The sequence below is a fragment of the Flammeovirga agarivorans genome (genome assembly GCF_012641475.1).
GTDB lineage: Bacteria > Bacteroidota > Bacteroidia > Cytophagales > Flammeovirgaceae > Flammeovirga > Flammeovirga agarivorans.
Window position 1 is genome coordinate 47,061 of the sequence record NZ_JABAIL010000016.1, and the last position, 19,546, is coordinate 66,606.

Consider the following 19,546-nt stretch of genomic DNA (forward strand, 5'->3'; position numbering starts at 1 on the left):
TGTTTAATTTAACTCTATAATACGGGGGGTTACCCTGTCGATGTAGTTTTCAAATCCTTGGGTAAATGACTTGGTATTTGTATAAATCTCAACCCCTTCAACTTTAATATTAATTACAGATTCATTCGTACAGAACCCTAATCTAAAGTTAAGGGAGTCTTCATGCTTGACTTCTTTCCCAACAATTTCGCAGTTTTTTAAACTCCACCGTTCCATAAATACTAAGGCAACGATTTTATCTGCAGTTACCTCAAACTGATATGAATTTGGAGGGTTTTCAAAACATGATCCATCAAACAGCATGAGCATTTCCCCATACTTACTTCTTAATAGATCTATGTTATCAATTATAGATTGCATAAATGTTATTCTTATTAAAAATAACGATGTCCTTGTAGGACAGAGACGGGTTTAGTAGGTCATTGTCAACAGAAGCTATAACTTTATCTCCTTCTACTTTCAATACTCTAGTCCAAAATCTTTCTGCTTCATAGCAGATTTTCACTATATCGTGAACCTTTAAGTTATCAAGCTCTTCTTTATTTGGAGCTGAAAAGGTATCAGGATGTTTAATCCTTAAATCTTGTGCGTTTTCTGCACTTGTTCTTAAGTCAATCATTATTTTGAGTATAAAAAAAGAGTGCTTAATCAAGCACTCCTCTTTGCGTTTTATCTTATTTTATTGAGGTCTTTATATCCCTCATTTACATCAATTTCTATCCTATAATAGCCACTTTCTAGGGTTACCCACTCAGGCAGATTATCCTCGTAGTTATAATTCTTTGCCGTAATGTGATTCACCTCTTCGTCTCTTGCTGTATCCCAATACGTAGTTGGGAGAGTGTACGTGTGTGCGTACATTAGCTCAGAGAAGTTGTAAGTATTCGGAGTTAGATCCTTTAATATAAGAGTATAACTATCTTTCAAGGATTCCCTATCTTCTTCATGTCGAATTCTATCATGTAAAGAAGCAGTGTTGGACTCCCCCAGATTATCTACAGCGTATCCATCCTCAGCACTATAGAAAGTGTCAACCTCCGCATGCATATTAACCATAAAGAATACCTGGTATGGGGATGTGTTAGTCATCGTATCCTCGTAACTTGATACATATTCCTCAATTCCTGAAAAGGTAACTTCTAAAGTAACCTTCGAGGTGTCATAGTCAGCAAACGTTAGAGTGTCGTATACTTCAACCTGAACATATACTGTATCGGATACTGTTTCGGCCTCCGGTGTTAGGTTGTTTACTTCATCGCATGAGGGTAGAGAGAGCATGGCTGCTCCTGTCAGTAAAAGGGTGCTAATCAGCTTTTTCATTTTTCTTTAGTTTTTATTTAATGGGTATAAAGGTATAATAAAAATAGGTAATACATAAGTATCACCTATTTAATCTTTTTTTGGGTTAATTATTTTAGTAGGGTCTTGAGGATCTGCCACCTATGATGTGCTACAATATGATGGCTAATTAACTCTTCCATAAAAGAGCCTTTTTCCAGAAGCCACCCCCAATTCTCTTTAACTAAGGGGTCTGTTAGTACAATAGAAAATATCAAGATTTCTCCTGCTTGGTTATCCAAGTTTTCTAGATTTTTCTTTGCGAACTCTGCCAACCTCTTCTGATCATTCGCAAGATCTGACATTTGTACTTTTAGTTCCCAAATCATACTCAAGATGCTTTAACGATTCCTATTTTCAGGTTCCCTCTTTCAATAAGAATTTCACCAGAAATGTTGTCACCTAAAACTAAGGCATCCTTACTTGGCGAAAGGTTTGGGACCTCTACTAATTTTTGTCTGCCTCCTTGGTGTGTTACACCAATTTCAGCACTATAGATGTATGTAGGTTCTCCTCTTTTCCACGACTCATATTTACTCTGCATGAGTTGTACGGGTATAAAAGAGTATCCCTGATGAACGAGAGCTACAACAGGGAAATACTTCCCTGTAGCAAACTCTCCTTTCGGAACTTGATTGATTACTGTTTTTCTGTTGACATCAAAAGCTCGAATTATTATCCCGCTTTTTTTACGTCCGTTGATGTTTGTGTGAATACTTACCATTAGCTATATTTCTTTTTAAGAATCCTTTTGCAAGAATCCATGATTCTATTTATGTCCTCTTCTGATTTATGTGTGCAGATTAGTTGCACTATTAGACCTTCACTGAAAGAAAGTTCATTTTCTTCAATAAAGTCTTCAATATCCTTATCCTTAATAGTACTTAGCGCTACTTCAACTTCTTCAATTACCTCTTCAAACTGAACTATTGCTTGAGGTGCTTTAATTTCCTTTTCTAGCCAAATTTTTTGTTCTATGAACTCTGAATATCGAGAGATTGCGGGTCTTAGTCCTAGTGCTGATTTTTTTGGAATTCCTGAGTCTTCAGAAATCAGTTCTATGTAGGTATCCACTTCCCCACGGCCAATGTTGTCGAGAGTCCCCACGCTCTCTTCTGCTCGCTGTACATTATAAATATACTGCTGTGCTGTACTTGTCGATAGTCCTTGTGCTTTTAGATAGCTTCTGAATTCGTTCTTGAATTTCATTTTTAAGTTTAATATTTGTGTGAAAAAAATAAATTTGCCGTTCTAGTCCTGTTTTGGTTTGTACACTTCAACAAACTCTTCAAACTCCTCTAACACTTCTTGAATGTTATCATAGAAGTAGTTCATATCATATCGGGCATGCCAAAGCAATTCCCACATGTCTCTTTGGAATTTTTCGTTCACCTTTTTGGTTTTCTTCTTCGCCACATAGCAATCGAAGATGCTTTCAACCTTATTGAAGTAATCGTGGAGTTTTAAGAAGGGCTTTACCTTCTCTTCATCCATTTCTTTTACCGCTTTTTCTATTAGCGATTTTAATCCATCTCCCTCAAGCTTTTCCGTGAGGTCTGTCACTTTAGATTCTACAACATCATAGAAGACATCTACCTCAGCTAATGCCGTATGGTAGTCGCATCCTCTATGCTCTCGAATCTTATCAATAATCTCCTGCTTAAGCATATTTAAATTTAAGTTTTACATTAAGAGTTTTTTCTTAGTGTGATATATGTATTATAGTAGATCTAAATAAGTAAGATCTTCCTGTGATAACTTTATGCAGATTTTTTTAAGCATTCCACACCATTAATTACTGCCATAATTAAGCTCCTTGCCATGTTTACTTCAACAGCATTGCCGATGTACTTTTTCTTTTCCGTTTGGGTTCCCACCAGCTCATAGGATTCAGGAAATCCTTGTATTTTTTTCAACTCATCAATATTCAGCATCCTCATGCTAATGTCTTTGATTCCATAAGCCTGCATGAACCTCTTTATCTTCTGTGTATTGTCAGAATCCTTCGTGTCAATTTTTAAATGCTCACCTTCTTGTACTGAAACCAAGTACGGAGGCGCCTTATCCATTCTAGCAATAAGAGTAAAACAAGGGTTTTCTAAAGACTTCCCTTTGCTAGCGTATTGAGGGTTTAGTAGAAACTGAGCCTCTACTACATTGTACTTGGGTATCGTTGTGAGTGACCCACAGGGTTCGTCAACGGATTTCGGTCTTCCATTTCCAAATTGCTGATCAATAAAGATCATGCTATATCTATCCTTAGTTGTTATTGTTCCTGACGGAGAATCGATACTATGTGCGGATCCCTGTCCATAGTAGGAAGTCAGAAACGTAGTATCTCCTCCGGCTACGAACTTTTCTAACCCTAAATAGATGCGATTTAATGTTGACTCGGCTAGAGCCTTTTTTCTATTGAAGATAGAGTCCCCTCTAACATCGAGGTCTAAGACTTCTTTTACGGGTTTCCAAGGTTGCTTGTATCCTTCAAAAAGGTCACTTGGGTTTGGTCTTTTTGCATGTGTGGGTTGGGGAAAGCTTATCGGGAGCCCTTCTTTTACGAACTGTATAAACAATCTAGATCTAGACTGATATGCCCCATAGTCAGCCGAATTTAGTATTCGGGATTCCATTCGGTATCCCAAATTGCACACTTTTTTAGACCATCTTAAAAAGCTTCTTCCCTTAAATCTAGAGAGAGGTTTTCCATTTTCATCCAATGGCCCCCATGCTAAGAACTCTCTGACGTTCTCAACCATGAATATATTGGGCTGGATCTCCTCCAAGTAGGAGAACATATGTTCTGCTAAACTTCTTGAGTCCGCTTTTTTGGGTTTTCCACCTTTAGCGTTACTAAAATTCGTACACTCTAAAGAAGCCCAGAGACATATGAGAGCTGACGGGTCTTTTTTTCTTAAGTCCTTAGCCATAACTCCCAAAGCAGCGGATACGGCTAAGTCTCGAATATCCTCCGTAAAATGTCTTGCTCCTGGGTGATTTTTTGTATGAGACAGTATTGCGTTTTTGTCGTGATTCACACACGCAATTACATTTGCTCCTGCTAAGTGAGCGCCTGTACTCGTCCCTCCCGCACCGCAGAATAGATCGATGAAATACATATAATTTTAAGTTTAAAGTCCAAACACTTCCTCTTCACTCACTCCAAAGTGGTCTACAGCTAAATCTTGGATTTCGTCTAAAAGACCCAAAACACCGTCTAGCGTTTCTGCTGTATCTTTTTGGCTTTTATCCTTTGATTCGCCATAGGCCAGAATGACTTCAGATAAAGCCTCTTTTTGTTCTCTTAGTAAAGCAAAATCAATTTTTATTCCTCGGTCTTTTTCTAAAATCTCTCTTGTGGATTTTAACTCAGACTTAGATGTTTTCGAATGAGACTCCCCTGAATTGATCATTGAATTCAACAATCCAAGAGTGCTTAACGCCTGTACTTTTTCGTCAGATGATACAAGTAAAAATTTCATTGCTTTTCTTATTTGTTATATAGGCATAATAAAAAGGCTAACTAAAAAAGTTAGCCCTTTAGAAAAAAGTGTATCGGTATGATATTAAAATTCTAAAATGCTTTCTACATACTTTCCTTGGAAAGCAAATCCAATCTCATTAAAGTTTTTGTACTCCTCCTCGTCACATCGGGCAACAATGGCATTTACGCCAACTGCTTCGCACCTCTCAACTGCATTAGCTATGATTTCTTTATAAAAATCTGTATTGTCAGAAAGGTAGCAGAGTGTGAGCGTTGCTACGTTAGGATGTATGCCTAACAAGTAGAAACCAATTAATTCTTCTGAATAAAAGGCTGCATAAATAAAGTCACCATCTTCACACGAAATCTCCTCTTCTAGATAGGAGTTAAGTGTTTCAATATCGAGTTTTATGTATTCCATTGTGTTCATTCCTATTACCTTAGTCATTTTAGGTTAAGTTTAATTCGTAAATACTTCTTGGAGTTTCCTCAAATCTAATCCTTGTAAGTACTATTCCTTCAGGAAGCCTATTCTTAATATAGTTTGCTATATACCTACAGATTACCTCAGATGTTGGGGGTTGTTGTAACCAAACAACTTTTCCTTTCATCCCAAATCTTTTTCCTAAATATCTGTCCTGTAATGCTGCAAGCTCCTGCATGTAGGGATCATTCTCCTCAGCGATTAACGAGTGATCCAATTTTTCAATTACTTCTTTTACAATTTTTCCCGCATCGCCAAAGGGCATTTCTACACTATCAACTTCTGAGGTACTTTTCACCTCTACTTCTAAACTAGCGTTATGCCCGTGCAAGCTTGCACATGGATCTTCACCTTTCTTCATTTCAGCGAAAATCATATTAGCATGTGCAAAGCTTATACTATGATCGTATTTTTTAATTACTGACATTTTCCTCCACTTTTTTTGTAAAACTGCTTTCGAAAATCTGTTTAGAGATTCTAAGAGGATAATCATCTTCTTTACCCAAGTCTTTTACCAGATAGTCATCCTTAAATATTACGAGTGTAGGAAGCTCTTTCTGATAGAATTCGATCTTACCCGTTTTCTCAAAATATTTGAACTTTGCTTTATTTTCTGAGGTGTTCTTCACCGTCCCTTTTCCATAGAAAAACTCGATGACTTTTTGTGCGTTTTTCCCTGTCCACTGTATAGCGTTTACCTCTTGTGGATTTCTTACGTAAATGTCCATTATGATGCGTATAAAAAAATGAATGAAATGTCACCTTCTTTAGTGACCCTAATTTTGACTACATTTTCAAGGGGTAATTGCATAGAATCTTGAGTAGAAGTATATGCCCCCACATATCCATTCCCACCATCAACTTCAACTGTAGCTCCGTTGATGTTTGATAAGAGAACAGACTTAGCCCCTGTGCAATCCAACTCAACACCTCCATTCGCTGCTGTTGGAGAATTAATGCTGTTTTCATCACTCAACTTTGGTGTTAGTGATTTCACCTGAAAGGATTTGCTGTAGAATGTTTGTGTACCTGCTTCCATCTATTTGTTACGTTTTATTCTTTTTCTTTTTATAACTTCTTTAGGAGGATCCTTTTCCTCTGTAGTAATTTCTTCATGCGGAATTTCTTCTATTGATTCCGCTTTTTCGGGTAGTTCCTCCTCAGTCTTTTTACCAAAAAACGAAGCCAAAATACCGCCTGCAGGTTTCGAGGTTTCATCTTTGGAGGTACTGCTTGCCTGTATCGTCAGTGTTTGTCTATTCTGACCCATACGATCCGCTAAGTCAGCAAGCTTTGCCATACGATCAATTTCACCTGATAGTATCATGTCCGTTTTACCTCCATCGGTTTTCTCTGCTGCACTTTCAACTGCAATCCTCTTGGACTGTATATCAATAAGTTCTTTTATGATCTCTTTTGGTGAAAGTTCTTTCATGCTCTCACTTTCCCAGTCGAAGGCACATTCTGACGACTCCTCAAAATATGGGCAAGAGGTATTCATGTAGCATTTCACACAACTAATCCCGATTTCTTTGGCGGGAATTTTTTTGGTCCTCTTTACAGGAGCATCCCAAGTAGCACTCCATTCGAGCTGAGGTCTTGCCGATATTTTAAGAAGAAATTCCTTTTTACACTTAGACATGATGCTTGGATCACTACATCCTTCGCACTTGTCTTCATCTCCGAATTCTTCTAGCCTATTCTTCATGAAGCAGTTGCATATTATGTTTTTATGCATCAACTCCGAGTAGTGCATTGAGAGAGCTTTTACCCACTCTTCTACCTGTTCTTTTGTTTCTTTTGTAATCATAGTATTCCAAATAGCCTACAGAAAAAGTATATCAGCATTAGAGCTACAAAGTTTTTAAACAAAACCTGTACGAATTGAAGTACAAGAAATTTGATAATCTCAAAGCCTACACAACACGCGTAGACGATAACAAATCCGAAAAATGTGTATATAAGTGCTACCATATCTATCCTTATGTTTTTAGGTTTTCCAATGACTCCAAACTGTTCCCAGCTCTTTGTTTTTTATTCTAGCTCTCTTAGTCACCTGCTCTCTAAACGTCAGCCAACTTTGTGCGCCATAAATATTATTATGATATGCATTCCTTCCTTTTACCAATGTTTTGAGATCCATCGTTCCATTGCCCCAATTTTTTAGTTTATGCTTTTCTCTTTTTCTATAGTGTTTCATGTCGGGGTCAAGCCTTATAAAGTTTGTTCCATCCGCATGAAAGCTAACTCCCATCTGATCGGCCATTAGCCAAGATGAAGAATCCGCTGCAAAAGTTGGGAGATCAAAAGAAGGAAGTGTTTCCGTGTACCCAAACAGATGAATTGGTACATTGTATATTTTTTGAATTTGGTGTATCTGAGGAAGTAACTTTGTAATAGACATCCCAGAAGCAACTCCAACATAGTCGAAACTTCTAGCATACTCTTCAAGCCTTTTTAACCCATACCTATCTCCATGTATGCCTAAAGTATCCGCATGGGCTATAAAACAAACATTAACCACCTTCGAAAGTGGTCTAAAGTATTTCTCGTTCCATTCATCCACCACTTCTCTCCCCACATATCCGTCTAAGTCCATATTTGCAACAACATAAAGACATTCTGCATGATCGTAACACCACTGCACATACTCCTCAATGTATCCAATCCAAAAATTGGGATCATACCATTCCTCTTTCGCTTCATCTTGGTTAAAGAATGAGAATGCCCCTGAATCCGTCATAAACAGATTTTTCTTTGTTTCATCCTTCTTAAAGTCTGAGAATAATATTTCTGTAAAACCTTCTAGATTTTTTTTGATGTAATGGTAAGACACTAAGACTTCATGTATCCCACAACTCCACAGTTGATGAATACGCTGAATATTCGTAGATACAAAAAAGGTGACCCTATGTTCTACACATGGATCATAGATAAACTCTTTGGATTTATTTGAGCGAATCTTTCTTTCCTTTGCTACTATTTGTCTAGTGCTTTTTCGTACTCTTCCTGCCATTGATCAAAAAGTGAGAAAGTTGACATATACTCAAGTTGGTCCTTATATAAGGCTTCAATATGAGGTTTTACATCTTGATCGAAACAATCAATCCCTATATCATTATTAGCAAGTGCTACTGCTTTTCTTACACAGGCAGAACACTTACCACACCCCTTATCTGTAGTAGGGGCATAACAAGAAATGAGTTCAGAAATTTCTTTTTCTGTAACCACATTTTCCTCAAGACATAGGTTTAATGCTTCAGACTTGGACAAGTCCTTATGCGGGGAAATAACTTCGGGGGAGAACCCTTTCCAGTTTTCGGGTTTAGGTACATTGTAATAATATACCTTCATAAAGTTCTCTACAGCTTTGAGAATATCTTCGTTAGTGTCCCTAAAAAAGTCAAATACTGTAGTTCCAACAAAAACTTTTGGAGCATGCTCAAAAGCCTTGAGGAAAAAATAAATATTGCGAAGAGGAACATAATGGTTTGCCTCAGACTCCATCCTAAATGTATCATTGATCTTAAGATCTTCATTAGGGGCGTATATCTGATTACGTACTTGTTCCTGTTCTCTTTTTGAATAATCTACACCTACATTGAAGTGTAAAAGCGTGAGTGGTTCTAGTGATTCCCTTAATCGCTTTCTAAGCAAAAAAGAGTCAAAGCCTCCTGAATACAGAAGTACTTTAGGTTCATATTTGTGTGACATCGCTTAATATTTTTATGCAGCACCCCCTTATTGTTAGGGGGCGCTTTTAGCTTGTGGGTTAGTGCCTGCTAACCTTTAGCTCTTTGGGCTGTAGCACTTCTTTGAGATTTTACTTTTCCTGAAGCACCTTTTTTAGCACCTCCGGATTTTCTCGTAGTTCTACGTCCAACCGCTCTACCTCTAGATTTTGCCATCTTGTCAAAAAATTAAGGTTTACGTTTTCTCCTCTAGTTTGCTTAGAGGGCAGAAGTAGCTTGGATTAAACCAATTCGTTCTTTAAGCACCTTAGTACTAATTGCTACCTTTCCGTCTGAGACATTTGTGAAAGAGTGATTATAACTAAGCTTAACGCCTTTTGTATAAAATCTACCACTGGCCTCGATTACGGCTTTTATTTTTTGATTAAGCGCTCCTGCTCCTACGGAGACGAGGTTTACGCTTTCCTGCTGTCGAAGACCTTGCTCTATCGACTTTGCGAGCCTTTGTACGTTCGTCTGTGTTGATACTTTGATGATGTTTTGCATAGTGCATTTTTTCCTTTGTGTATAGTGCAATCAGTAATGCATCGCTCGTTTTCAAAGTTACCTTCAGATTTGTAAAGAACGAAATCGCCAAGGATTTTAATCTGTTTTTATATTTTGTTGTTGATTCAGTCTTACCCTTTTTGAGTTTAAAATGCTTCATCCAAGTAGCGGGTGTTTCAAAAATAACCCGTGCAAAAAGAGTATAAGCAATCAAACTCATTATACCTTTATTTTCACCAAAAGAGAACGCCTGCTTACTTCCATCGCGGGGCATCGAATGTACATTCTCCATGATACAAATATATTGCCCTCTTTCTAAGCGAGAATTTTCTTGAAAATCCTTTATAAATGCATATGCCTCTACTGCAGTCGTTGGGTTGGGATAAACTACCACCTCGTCATGATATATAATAGCCATCGCCCCACTCTTTCCAGGGTCAATTCCAACGAAAGCAATTTCCTCATTTTGTAACATAAGATCTAAATATTTGTGTGTATTTCTACTTTTTAAAATCGCTTTTATTTGCTTTGTATTTCTTCTCACATCGCATTTAAAATATAGTTAGATATATTTTCATTACTTAAGTTGTAAGTGACGTTACAAGGCAAAATATAAAGGAATAGCGGATTGAGGTATGCCGACCCTATCACACTACTTTTTTACTTCTTTTAGGTTATTAAACCAATAAGAAAAATCTTGCATAGAGTTCACCTGCAGCAATACATACTCAGGACATACCCTATTTAAAAAGGCTGAAGCTAAACGAACATCAATAAGAGCATTACCATATCCCCCTGTTTTCTTGTCCAAAGAAACGGATTTGGCTCCCGCTCTCTCCAACTCTCCAATAGAAAGGAATCCATTTTTCTTCCTTACTCTCTTAAAGATGTTCTCTAGATTTTCTCTAGTACTCTTTGATGACCTATTTTTCCTCTCAATAGCCAAAAAAAGATTCATAGTTTCCTTCAATCGGAACCATGAATTGAAAGAGGCTTTAGAGGCGTTTGACACCTCTAAAACTTCAACTAATCTAATTTTTTTAAACATTATTTCTTCTTCGGGTAATTTCCCTTGAAAGTACTTCAAAGGAGTGGAGGATTGAGCTATGCTTATCCTTCAACATTTCATATAAAATTTGAGTTTGGAGGAGTTCTCCCTTAAGCCCACTAACTACGGGGTCTGAATCCGCTGAAGCTTCTTTTTCTTTTACAGACTTCCCTTTCGCTAATATGATCAACGAAGCTCTTTTGGTATTATAATTATGCTCCTCTGACTGCAGTGCTGCCCTTGTCATAATCAATTGTGATTCGACAAATTCACGCCAAGCGTTATAGTTGCCTAACATGGAACCCATCTCGTCAGCAGAGAGTTCGTTTAAATCGGCAGGAAGGTGGGTAAACTCCCCTTCCGGTTTCGCTCTTTGAGTCGTTCCTAACAACTTCTTAAACCTGTTTACTGCTTCGGTTTTCATATAAGTTTAATATTTGTGTGTTTGATGCTAGGACTGATCCCAGCATGTGGTTCTGTAGGGACAGCTGCATGCCCTTTGGCTGTCGCTTACTTTACATTTGCGTTTACTTGGGAGGGTTTTACTTAAACCTTCATCAACAATTTTATTCATAGCTCGAACAAGATCCTTTCGTACAGGTCGAATAAATTCCCTGATTTCACTAGTATTCTTGTTGATGTACAAATAGATTATTCCATCAATCTGCTCTCCCTGTTGGATCAACTCATTTGCATAAAAAGAAGCTTGACCTTCATGCTTTTCAATAGGAGCATATTTTAGATGCTTTGTAGTAAAATCCCCGTGAGTTTTCACTTCTAAGACGTATCGTTTTTTACGCAGATTTACGATCCCGTCTGCTCTACCATCAACTTTTCGTTTTCGATTTCTTATCGGGTATTCCGCTGCTTCTAATATCCCTTGTTGACGTAGACACTCCTGAACATATAAATGAACAAAATGCCCTATATCGAAGGTCAACTGAAGACTTGCGGGAATCGGGTCGGGTAAATCCGAAAACTCCTCTTCGTTGATGTCATACCATAACTTTCTTGAACACCCGTCATGTAATTCTGACGGATGTACTTTATTTCTTTTTCGCTCTCCTCTCATAAGTACAGGAAGCATTGCTCCAAGGTGTTCATCAATCCTTTTGCCAAGAAGGATCTTTTGACCTAATCTGCGAGCTTCTATTCCCGCTTGCTTTTTTTCTATACTTAATTGAGAAATTCCGCGCTCTAAATATGAGCGTAGTGTTTCTGACCTTAACATAGTTAAAGATACTTATAATTATCTTGAATTCCTAATAGGTATTCAATTTCTTAGAGACTTCTTTAGTAAAGAATCTAATAAAGCTTTTGTAGAAGTCCCCAGACGAAAAATCTAAAAACTTACCATTTCCATACAGATAATTTGCAGCTCTAACAGGCCCAATTAAGACAGGAATAAAGGGTATCCCTTCTTTTCTTATCTTATCAACGGAAAGCTTTAATGCCTTCTCAGCATCTTCCGTTTTTAATTTACCTTCCAGTTGAACGGATACATCCGTGGGTTCCCCGTCACTGATTAGAATTAGAATAAAGTTCTGTCCAAATTCCTCCTCCATCAGCTTTTTGGTTTTAATCAGTGCATCCGCATCTGCATTTGATCCTTCGGGGTCTAGTTGAGGAATTTTTTTGAGAGTTTTTGTACCTCTAGTATAAAGCTCTCTCAATGTCGCTCCTCCAGAAACATGATAAGACTCTGCGGTATCATGCGCCCAAACACGAACTTCCATTTTTGGAACGGACTGTGCAGCCTTCGTAATACAAAGTGCTACTTCTTTTGCTACATCAGATCGGGTTCTTCCTCCTGGTTCTTCTAGTTTCATACTTCCACTATTGTCTACAAGGATTCCAACACCAACTACTCCCGTCTCTACGACTTCTTTTTGCATGTAGATAGAAGAAACTCCCGCCTTTACTTCTGCAATTTTTGAGCGATCCATTTTTCCCGTTCTTTGAGAATTACGAACATACTCCCTCGTTTCTGCTACAGCGTTTAATCTTCTAGAAAGGAATTGAGCATCTCCTCTAACTTCTGCAATAGCTCTGTTATACTGTCTATTGTCACATTCTTTACCCTCTACAACTACAACACCATCAATAGTTGAGTACTCCTTAAATGTGATATGTATGTGTTGTTTTTGCTCTTTAGGTTTTTCTGCATTATCTCCGCCTGTAGGTGAAGGAGATCCGCCTAGAGTTTCAACAATATCTTTGATATTCTCTGATTTATCCACTACATTTTCGAAACTATCCCCGTTTCCGGAGGTATCTCCTTCAGGTTTTGAATCTGAGTCTTTGTCACTGTCTCCCCCCTCGCCATCTTTTGAGTCTTCTGTTTCATCGCTATCCCCACTTCTATCTTTCTCTGTCTGAGATTCGCTGTCCCCTTCTCTATCGCTCTCTTCTTCGGGATTTTTTGAAGGTTTACTTTTTTTACCCTTGTCAGACACTTTTTTGTTACCGCTACTATTAGAAGAGTCAGAAGAAGCATCTCCCTCTGATTCTGAGGAGTCGCTGCTAGATTCATTATTTAAGTCTGAGGAATCCTCAAACTTTGACTTAATCCAATCAAAGGTTTTCCTTGAGTACTCGCAAACTTCTTCAAAGGTTTCGGGAAGTTTACCTTCTACGATTTTTTCAAATTCTTTGATTTCTGTTGCAAGTTCCTTCTCCATGATCGGGAGGATTCTTGAGGGATACCTTACCGAAAGGAATACAAAGTTTATAAGTTTTTCAAGAGGGCTTGACTCTCTATACTTATCCTTACACTTAGCATCATATCTGCCAAAGTAGTGTTCTTTTAACTTCTCGATGAACAAGTGGGTCCCAGGGTTTTCTTCTGTCATGATCCTTTCTATTCGTTCATCTTCAAAAATGTTTCGAAGATTCTGCTCCAAAGGATGCCTTGGCTTTGTCTTCTCTTTACCAATAGGAGTATAAAGACAGTGCGATGCTTCGTGAACGGTTAGTCCTAAAAATATATCTTGTAAGCCATCTACGAATAACCTTTTACTCGATTCTTTTGAGGGAGGTGATTCTAACGAACCTGTTCCAACCTGAATAGTGCTGCCGTCCGTAAAGGAATTATTCGAAAATTGATTTACAACAAGATTGGCCCTTACACCTAAAGAGCATAGTAAGGCTCTTGCCTTATCTTCCATTACGTTGACGAATAAATTCTCTTCCTTAGTATTTCGAACTTTCGAGTCTGAGGCAAATCGTTCTTTTACCCTTCTATATTTAACCGAGTTTTCTATAAGGTATGTAGAAAACGAGTCATGTCTATACTTTGAAGCCCATGCAGATACATACCCTTCTTGCTTATGCGTGAAGGAAGTTTCCTTTTCGCTTCTGTTGAAAATATCTCTCATAATTATGCTTTAAGTAGAAAAGTAGATCTTATTTGATCCTGTTCACCACCATCTCCTTTTTCAAAAAGAGGTAATACAACGGACTCTAACGACTCAATTAATGGAAACCCATCAGCAACCATTTCTGCAACCTGTTCGCTGTATCGAATAGATACAAAGGTTGATATACTATCACTTTGGTATAAGTCTCTTATTGCCTCAAATACACTCGCAATTTTTTGAGCTTCTTTTTCCTCTAGTGAAGGATATTTAGACATGAGGATTTTTTGTTCAATATCAGACTTGACATATTCTACCTCAAACAGTCGGAATCTATCAAGCAATGCTCGATCTATTTTATGTGTCCCTGAATAGTCTGCACCCAAGTTAGCTGTTGCAATAAATACTTTATCTGATACATCAATTTCTCCTGCATCTTCACCAAAAGCCGTATCCAGCTTCATAACTCCCGTTCCATCAAGTACAGGAAATAGAATGTTATTTGCCCCAGATGGCGCTCTACTAATTTCGTCTAGCAGTATTCCTTTTACATTAGGATCTTTTAGAGCCTTAACAAAAGGTGAATACTCAAATACTGACTCTCCATCTTTTATGATATGATTACCAATCAACCCAGAGATAGCATCTTGCATGGCTCCCATGTTGATGTATGCATACTCCATGTTTAGTTTTTCAAGAAGTAGTTTGGCTAACACCGTCTTTCCTGTTCCGGTATGTCCAACCAAGAGAGAATTTGCCTTTCTAGAAAAAGAGTGCACTAACCTCTTTTGTAAGAATTCATCTGCATAGTATTTATCATCCTCTACAGTGATCTTTTTAAATGCACTCCATTTCCTTTCTATGAATGTCTTTTTCTTTAGCTTTCTTCTAAAGGTATCTTTTACCTGCTTTTCAAGGGATTTATCTTTTAAGATTTCCTCATAAAACACAGATCTTGCATAAGATAATTTATCGGGGCCTTCTTTATCATACTCCAAATTCTTTGGGCTGTTTTTTACAAGGTAAAGTACCCCGCAGTAGTGTGATCCATCATTAGTAGATCCATCCTGCGTACTATGAAGGGTGGCTAAGAAAATAGCTTTTTCGTTTTTCTTCAAAAAATTTTCATCCTCAAATGCTGCTGTAAACTCTAGGTTTTTCTGAACGTCTCCTTCAAAATAAACTACGCGAGTTTGGTTTTTTGGGACGATATGTTCTCCTGCTTTTACATTTACGATAGTGGTAGCAACACCTCCAAAGTTGCACTGCACAGCTTCATCACGCATTGCAGTAAACGCCCCTGTATCCGTAGAAAAGGATACCGTTGAAAATTCTTGATTCATATTAATTTAAAATATTTGTGATTATATACTAGATTATAAAAAAGCTATCGAAGACAAGCATGCCTTATTTATCTCCGATTGATTGCCTAAAAAATTCTCTAACGTGTTTAGTTTCCAACACAGTTAGCTCTAAATCAAACTCCTCAAAGTACACGATCATTGCAGGTACTTGTCCTAGCTTCGTGCGTTTTTTGCACTTTAAAAAAGTATCCGCCTTAAGCGTGTAGCTTTTCTTGGAAGTAGTTTTAGCCTCTACAGAAACCATTTCGTTCTCTACATCATTTTCTGCGAAGGCTGCCCCAGAAGCGATAGTTTCTTTTGCCTTAAGCTGCTCTGCAAGTCTCTTCTCTTGTTTTCGAGATCGGCTAACCGTAGTTTCCCTAGGCTTGTTCATCCATTTTGGCCTCATAAGTCTTCAAGTTTTTGAGCATTAAAAAGACACTCCTATTGTATATGGGATCACATATACTTAGCCCCATGCCGAACAGTGTGTCTTTTTGATTTTATTTATTTAACTGCTGTAGTTTACCTAACTCAGTATTGTATTTATTAAGTACAATATCCTTTGAAGGCATTTCTTTTATAGAATGTTTTTTTACATCCTCAATAAGCATCTTTAAGTATGCTATTTCTTTTTCAATTGCTGCTTTCATGACCTTACTCCTTCGTATGTAACACCAATACACGCATGCTTGGAAGCTACTTCGTCAATAACCTCCATGACATCTTCCTTATAAGTTTTTGGTAGGATCAGTACTGCAAGATCAATTGCATCGTCAAGCTCCTCCTTACGAACTTTTGTGTATAAAAAAGTCTCTTTATTCTTCTTAAGGAAATTCTCTATATCCTCGTAAGAACGTTTGTTAATTTCTTTTCCTTCTTCCACTAGCAAAAAATTGGCTTCAAAGCCCTTATCTTTTACTACCGCTTTTGCTACAGTATAAATGTCGAATACGTCTAACAGTTTTCCTGTTAGGTTTGAGACAATGACGTTTTTCATATAAGTTTAATATTAATATTTGTGTGATTTAATAATTAGAAAGTTTAGCTAGACAGTGTATGCCTAGCCATTCTACTAAAGGGTGATTCCAAGTGCTTCGTAAACGTCTGCTACGATTTTTTCTAACTCCCCACTAGACTCCAACCAATCTGCGAACTTTAATTTACCTTGGCATTTTTTCTGCCCATCATATTGAAAGAATGCCCCTGATTGTTGTACAATACCTTCTTCCGCTGCTATTTCTATGATCTGCATTGTTCGGTCACATGTCCCGAAAGGAACGCGAGCATTGTCCGACAGTGATAAAAATATTCTACCCGAAAGGTGAGGTTTTGCAACTTTGTTTTTCTTGTTATGTATAGAGATTTCTTTTCCCAATACTTCTTCTTTCGATTTTTCGGGAGCTAATCCCTGCATTCGAAGAGATACCGACTTTGCAAAGGCAGCACCTTTACCGCCCTTAACTTTTTCACCGCCAAACATTCCCATTTCAGTGTAAGCACTGTTGATGAAAATAAGGGTCGTATCATCCCCTTCATTACGATTCAGTGCAGCTTGAAACTTTCTGAAACCTCTGTTCCAAAGACGAGCGGACTCACCTACGGTATTCTTTTCCATAGATTCATTCACTTCATTTACACCCCCAACAGCATGTATTGAGTCGAAGCAGACTAGCCCTACGCTGTTTGAAGAAAGGAACGTCTCAGTTATGTCAATAGCCTCGTCAGGCGAAGAAGGTACAATATGAATTAAGTGTTCGTTCCAAATCCCTTGCTTTTCACCCCACTCTTTTGAGTAGGACTTCTCAAAGTCTATAAGGACTACTACTTTGGTTTCAGCATCCTCTACTTCCGAATGGATTTTTTTAATGTCATATACTGTGCGGTCTTTTCTTCGACCTTTTCCCTTAATCAACTTCTTTTCAAAATCGATTTTTCTGATTCCATTGGGGATTCTATTTTTCCAATCAAACCTCTGGAACTGACTAATTATATTATAAGTCAACCATGACTTGCCCGAAGAAAAATCTCCGTACAGTTCAGTGATCCTATTGATAGCAACACCGCCTCCCAAAATTTTATCCACCGTTGGGATCATTGTAGGAATAAATTCCACCTTTGGAGTTTCTGTAGCTGGTCTAATGATCGTTGATCCTCCGTAACGTTCCGCTAACTCCCCGATTAATTCGTTTAATTCAGACATTGGTATCCTAATGATAGATTGATGATTTCTTGAATAGACAACTTAGGAGTCATAAGCTCCTCAACTTCTTGTTTAGATAGTGTGATTTCACGTTTACCATCTCCCCAATTTTTTACCACACCTCCGTCAGACTTCAGTGGAACCGAAAGTGCTATGGTAGATTCCATTGCCTCTTTCATTTCAAGTGATGCTTTCCAAACATCTTTTATTGGGACCTCTGCGATAATTTCATCATGAACAAACATTGTCATGAATCCATTATACTTTTTCATTACTTCCTCCACTTTGATAGTAGAGAGCTTAAATACACTACTCGCACTTCCTTGGATCAAAAAGTTAAAGGACTGTCTTAAAGCTCTGTTTTTATCTTCCTTATTGTGAAAGTTTAGTGGTCTTCTTCTACCAAACATGTCTTCAGCGAAACCCGCAGCTTTTGCAGCATCTTCAACTGATTTCCTTGTTTTAGAAATAGAAGGCATTTTTGCTAAGAAATTATTAAGGTAATTTTTAGCCTCAAGCTCAGTGATTCCGAGCGTTTCTGAGACAGATTTTGCACCCATACCGTACATAATGGCTAGCACAAGTGTCTTCGATTCAGATCTTTTAATGCCTATTTCGTCTGCTATTTCTTGGTAGATGTCCCTGTCATTTTGGTAGATTTCTGTGAGAAAAGGATCCCCAGAAGCGTGTGTAAGAATTCGGGGTTCAACTTGCGAAAAGTCGTATACAACCATCGCATACCCTGGTCGGGGTACAAATGCATCCCTTACAGGATATTCTTTGTGGTTTACTACTTGTTGTAGGTTTGGGTCTGAAGACGAAAGTCTTCCTGTTTCTACAATTGCCTGATTAAACTGGCAGTGTATTTTATCATTTACTATGTGATCGGGAAGTTTTGAATAAAATTTACTCCAAAGTGCTGCAAGATCTGCCCTTTGAAGAAGTAGGTCTAGAAGTTTGTGTGGGTGAGTTTTATTTAAATCTTTTAATACTGAAGCCTTAGTAGAAGGTTTACCCTTATCTGTTCTTGCGAGTATAGGAAATCCTAATCGTTGGTACAGTACTTCTGCAAGTTGGTCGCTCGATCCAATGTTAAAGTGAATGCCTGTAAGATTGTAGATTTGTACTTCAATTTTATCAAGACTCTCTTTTACTTTTTTACCCGTATTTTCTAGGAGCTGTCTATCTATGTATGCCCCTTTATCCAAAGCTTTTACTAGTATTTTAAGGAATGGTAATTCTATTTCTTCGTATAGCTTCACCTGTTTGGGGCTTAGTTTAGCAAGCCAAAAGTCCCTTAATGGTAAGATGTATTCTACATCATTTAATCCGTAATCAATAAAGATTTCCTCTGTAATCAGTGGTATGTCACAAACTTCTTCATCCTCAGAAAGCTCTAGAAAGTTATTCCAAAAATCTGTTAGGGTCGTTTTCCCATACTTCTCAACTACTAAGTCATATCGAGGACAGGGCCTTGTTACCGCTTTCCAATTTGTTGTTATAAAATCCCAACTGATCTTTTTTGATCGGGGCTTTCCTTTTGATCCGATGCCGAGTCCAAAAACTTCGTTTGACCTTTCTGTGCATTTTTCGTCAAGTCCCCAGATATGTGTTTTAGGAACTGATAAATCTTTATGAAGTCTCTCTTTTAATGCCTTTGTAAATATGGTTGCATCAGCTAGATATATGAGAATTAAAGTATCATCCTTCAAAATAGGATCAGACAAACCATTTACTTTTAAAACCCAAAGATCAAATTTTAGATTTTGACCAACAATTTTCATTTTAGGTAAAATAGGATTAAGCACTTCCTTTAGATCACGTAAGGTAATCTCTCCGAAAGTACTTTCTTTTGTAAGGATAGACCAACTCACCTTATTCTCTCTATCATGGAATTGTAAGCTTGTGATCTGTAGTCTATCAATCTTAGTTCCCAATGTCTCCGTATCAAAGCCTAAATCTTGAGATAAATCGACTTCCTTTGCGAATTTTTCTAATTGGGTTCGTTTCTTAATGACCTGTCTTCGCATCATATATTAATTTATAGGGTTAAAA

The 19,546-nt window shown here is 37.7% G+C and carries 29 protein-coding genes; all 29 read right to left on the bottom strand.

Annotated elements, in window-relative coordinates; all coding sequences use genetic code 11:
- Positions 1-3 precede the first annotated feature (3 nt).
- The 29 genes from HGP29_RS27090 to HGP29_RS27220 all read right to left on the bottom strand — a co-directional run bounded on the left by HGP29_RS27090 (position 4) and on the right by HGP29_RS27220 (position 19,524).
- On the bottom strand, positions 4-360 hold the full coding sequence (locus HGP29_RS27090; protein WP_168885611.1) for a hypothetical protein: 357 nt from the start codon (positions 358-360) through the stop codon (positions 4-6).
- Positions 344-619: a hypothetical protein gene (locus HGP29_RS27095; protein WP_168885612.1), complete on the bottom strand. Its 276-nt coding sequence runs from the start codon at positions 617-619 to the stop codon at positions 344-346. The genes HGP29_RS27090 and HGP29_RS27095 overlap by 17 nt, the downstream gene beginning before the upstream one ends.
- A 50-nt stretch (positions 620-669) precedes the next feature.
- Complete coding sequence (locus HGP29_RS27100; protein ID WP_168885613.1) at positions 670-1,278, bottom strand: hypothetical protein; 609 nt, start codon at positions 1,276-1,278, stop codon at positions 670-672.
- A 131-nt stretch (positions 1,279-1,409) separates the two neighbouring features.
- On the bottom strand, positions 1,410-1,667 hold the full coding sequence (locus HGP29_RS27105; protein WP_168885614.1) for a hypothetical protein: 258 nt from the start codon (positions 1,665-1,667) through the stop codon (positions 1,410-1,412).
- Positions 1,668-1,669: 2 nt separating this feature from the next.
- Complete coding sequence (locus HGP29_RS27110; protein ID WP_168885615.1) at positions 1,670-2,062, bottom strand: hypothetical protein; 393 nt, start codon at positions 2,060-2,062, stop codon at positions 1,670-1,672.
- Positions 2,062-2,547, bottom strand: coding sequence for a hypothetical protein (locus tag HGP29_RS27115; protein ID WP_168885616.1), 486 nt, complete (start codon positions 2,545-2,547; stop codon positions 2,062-2,064). Before HGP29_RS27115 ends, HGP29_RS27110 begins: the two co-directional genes overlap by 1 nt.
- Before the next feature lie 42 nt (positions 2,548-2,589).
- Positions 2,590-3,006 carry a hypothetical protein gene (locus HGP29_RS27120; protein ID WP_168885617.1) on the bottom strand — a complete coding sequence of 139 codons (417 nt, stop codon included), beginning with the start codon at positions 3,004-3,006 and terminating at the stop codon, positions 2,590-2,592.
- 92 nt (positions 3,007-3,098) lie between these two features.
- The gene (locus HGP29_RS27125; RefSeq protein ID WP_168885618.1) at positions 3,099-4,454 is read right to left on the bottom strand and encodes a DNA cytosine methyltransferase; all 1,356 of its coding nucleotides are present in this window, start codon (positions 4,452-4,454) and stop codon (positions 3,099-3,101) included.
- 12 nt (positions 4,455-4,466) lie between these two features.
- A complete protein-coding gene (locus HGP29_RS27130) occupies positions 4,467-4,817 on the bottom strand; it encodes a hypothetical protein (RefSeq protein WP_168885619.1) in 351 nt (116 codons plus the stop codon).
- 84 nt (positions 4,818-4,901) lie between these two features.
- Entirely contained in the window at positions 4,902-5,267 is a 366-nt protein-coding gene (locus tag HGP29_RS27135; RefSeq protein WP_168885620.1) for a hypothetical protein, read from the bottom strand.
- Between the two features lies 1 nt (position 5,268).
- On the bottom strand, positions 5,269-5,730 hold the full coding sequence (locus tag HGP29_RS27140; protein WP_168885621.1) for a 6-pyruvoyl trahydropterin synthase family protein: 462 nt from the start codon (positions 5,728-5,730) through the stop codon (positions 5,269-5,271).
- On the bottom strand, positions 5,717-6,031 hold the full coding sequence (locus HGP29_RS27145; RefSeq protein WP_168885622.1) for a hypothetical protein: 315 nt from the start codon (positions 6,029-6,031) through the stop codon (positions 5,717-5,719). Before HGP29_RS27145 ends, HGP29_RS27140 begins: the two co-directional genes overlap by 14 nt.
- A complete protein-coding gene (locus HGP29_RS27150) occupies positions 6,031-6,342 on the bottom strand; it encodes a hypothetical protein (protein ID WP_168885623.1) in 312 nt (103 codons plus the stop codon). The genes HGP29_RS27145 and HGP29_RS27150 overlap by 1 nt, the downstream gene beginning before the upstream one ends.
- Positions 6,343-7,113, bottom strand: coding sequence for a hypothetical protein (locus HGP29_RS27155; protein ID WP_168885624.1), 771 nt, complete (start codon positions 7,111-7,113; stop codon positions 6,343-6,345).
- A gap of 180 nt (positions 7,114-7,293) precedes the next feature.
- Positions 7,294-8,319, bottom strand: a complete 1,026-nt coding sequence (locus tag HGP29_RS27160; protein ID WP_168885625.1) for a hypothetical protein — start codon at positions 8,317-8,319, stop codon at positions 7,294-7,296.
- A complete protein-coding gene (locus HGP29_RS27165; RefSeq protein ID WP_168885626.1) occupies positions 8,283-9,017 on the bottom strand; it encodes a 7-cyano-7-deazaguanine synthase in 735 nt (244 codons plus the stop codon). Before HGP29_RS27165 ends, HGP29_RS27160 begins: the two co-directional genes overlap by 37 nt.
- A 68-nt stretch (positions 9,018-9,085) precedes the next feature.
- Positions 9,086-9,211: a hypothetical protein gene (locus HGP29_RS29035; RefSeq protein WP_262889552.1), complete on the bottom strand. Its 126-nt coding sequence runs from the start codon at positions 9,209-9,211 to the stop codon at positions 9,086-9,088.
- Between the two features lie 42 nt (positions 9,212-9,253).
- Positions 9,254-9,532, bottom strand: coding sequence for a stage V sporulation protein S (locus HGP29_RS29140; protein WP_394354076.1), 279 nt, complete (start codon positions 9,530-9,532; stop codon positions 9,254-9,256).
- Positions 9,420-10,085, bottom strand: coding sequence for a RuvC family protein (locus HGP29_RS28955; RefSeq protein ID WP_235958356.1), 666 nt, complete (start codon positions 10,083-10,085; stop codon positions 9,420-9,422). The genes HGP29_RS29140 and HGP29_RS28955 overlap by 113 nt, the downstream gene beginning before the upstream one ends.
- Before the next feature lie 108 nt (positions 10,086-10,193).
- Positions 10,194-10,589, bottom strand: coding sequence for a hypothetical protein (locus HGP29_RS27175; protein ID WP_168885628.1), 396 nt, complete (start codon positions 10,587-10,589; stop codon positions 10,194-10,196).
- Complete coding sequence (locus tag HGP29_RS27180; protein WP_168885629.1) at positions 10,582-10,980, bottom strand: hypothetical protein; 399 nt, start codon at positions 10,978-10,980, stop codon at positions 10,582-10,584. Before HGP29_RS27180 ends, HGP29_RS27175 begins: the two co-directional genes overlap by 8 nt.
- 60 nt (positions 10,981-11,040) lie before the next feature.
- Positions 11,041-11,820: a PD-(D/E)XK nuclease family protein gene (locus HGP29_RS27185; RefSeq protein ID WP_168885630.1), complete on the bottom strand. Its 780-nt coding sequence runs from the start codon at positions 11,818-11,820 to the stop codon at positions 11,041-11,043.
- 31 nt (positions 11,821-11,851) lie between these two features.
- The gene (locus HGP29_RS27190) at positions 11,852-13,270 is read right to left on the bottom strand and encodes a vWA domain-containing protein (protein ID WP_168885631.1); all 1,419 of its coding nucleotides are present in this window, start codon (positions 13,268-13,270) and stop codon (positions 11,852-11,854) included.
- Positions 13,271-13,968: 698 nt separating this feature from the next.
- Complete coding sequence (locus HGP29_RS27195) at positions 13,969-15,288, bottom strand: AAA family ATPase (protein WP_168885632.1); 1,320 nt, start codon at positions 15,286-15,288, stop codon at positions 13,969-13,971.
- Positions 15,289-15,352: 64 nt separating this feature from the next.
- A complete protein-coding gene (locus tag HGP29_RS27200; protein WP_168885633.1) occupies positions 15,353-15,697 on the bottom strand; it encodes a hypothetical protein in 345 nt (114 codons plus the stop codon).
- A gap of 94 nt (positions 15,698-15,791) precedes the next feature.
- Positions 15,792-15,941 carry a hypothetical protein gene (locus HGP29_RS27205; protein WP_168885634.1) on the bottom strand — a complete coding sequence of 50 codons (150 nt, stop codon included), beginning with the start codon at positions 15,939-15,941 and terminating at the stop codon, positions 15,792-15,794.
- Positions 15,938-16,288 carry a hypothetical protein gene (locus HGP29_RS27210; protein ID WP_168885635.1) on the bottom strand — a complete coding sequence of 117 codons (351 nt, stop codon included), beginning with the start codon at positions 16,286-16,288 and terminating at the stop codon, positions 15,938-15,940. Before HGP29_RS27210 ends, HGP29_RS27205 begins: the two co-directional genes overlap by 4 nt.
- 75 nt (positions 16,289-16,363) lie before the next feature.
- Positions 16,364-17,491, bottom strand: a complete 1,128-nt coding sequence (locus tag HGP29_RS27215; protein ID WP_168885636.1) for a P-loop NTPase family protein — start codon at positions 17,489-17,491, stop codon at positions 16,364-16,366.
- A complete protein-coding gene (locus HGP29_RS27220; protein ID WP_168885637.1) occupies positions 17,479-19,524 on the bottom strand; it encodes a DNA polymerase in 2,046 nt (681 codons plus the stop codon). The genes HGP29_RS27215 and HGP29_RS27220 overlap by 13 nt, the downstream gene beginning before the upstream one ends.
- Positions 19,525-19,546 lie beyond the last annotated feature (22 nt).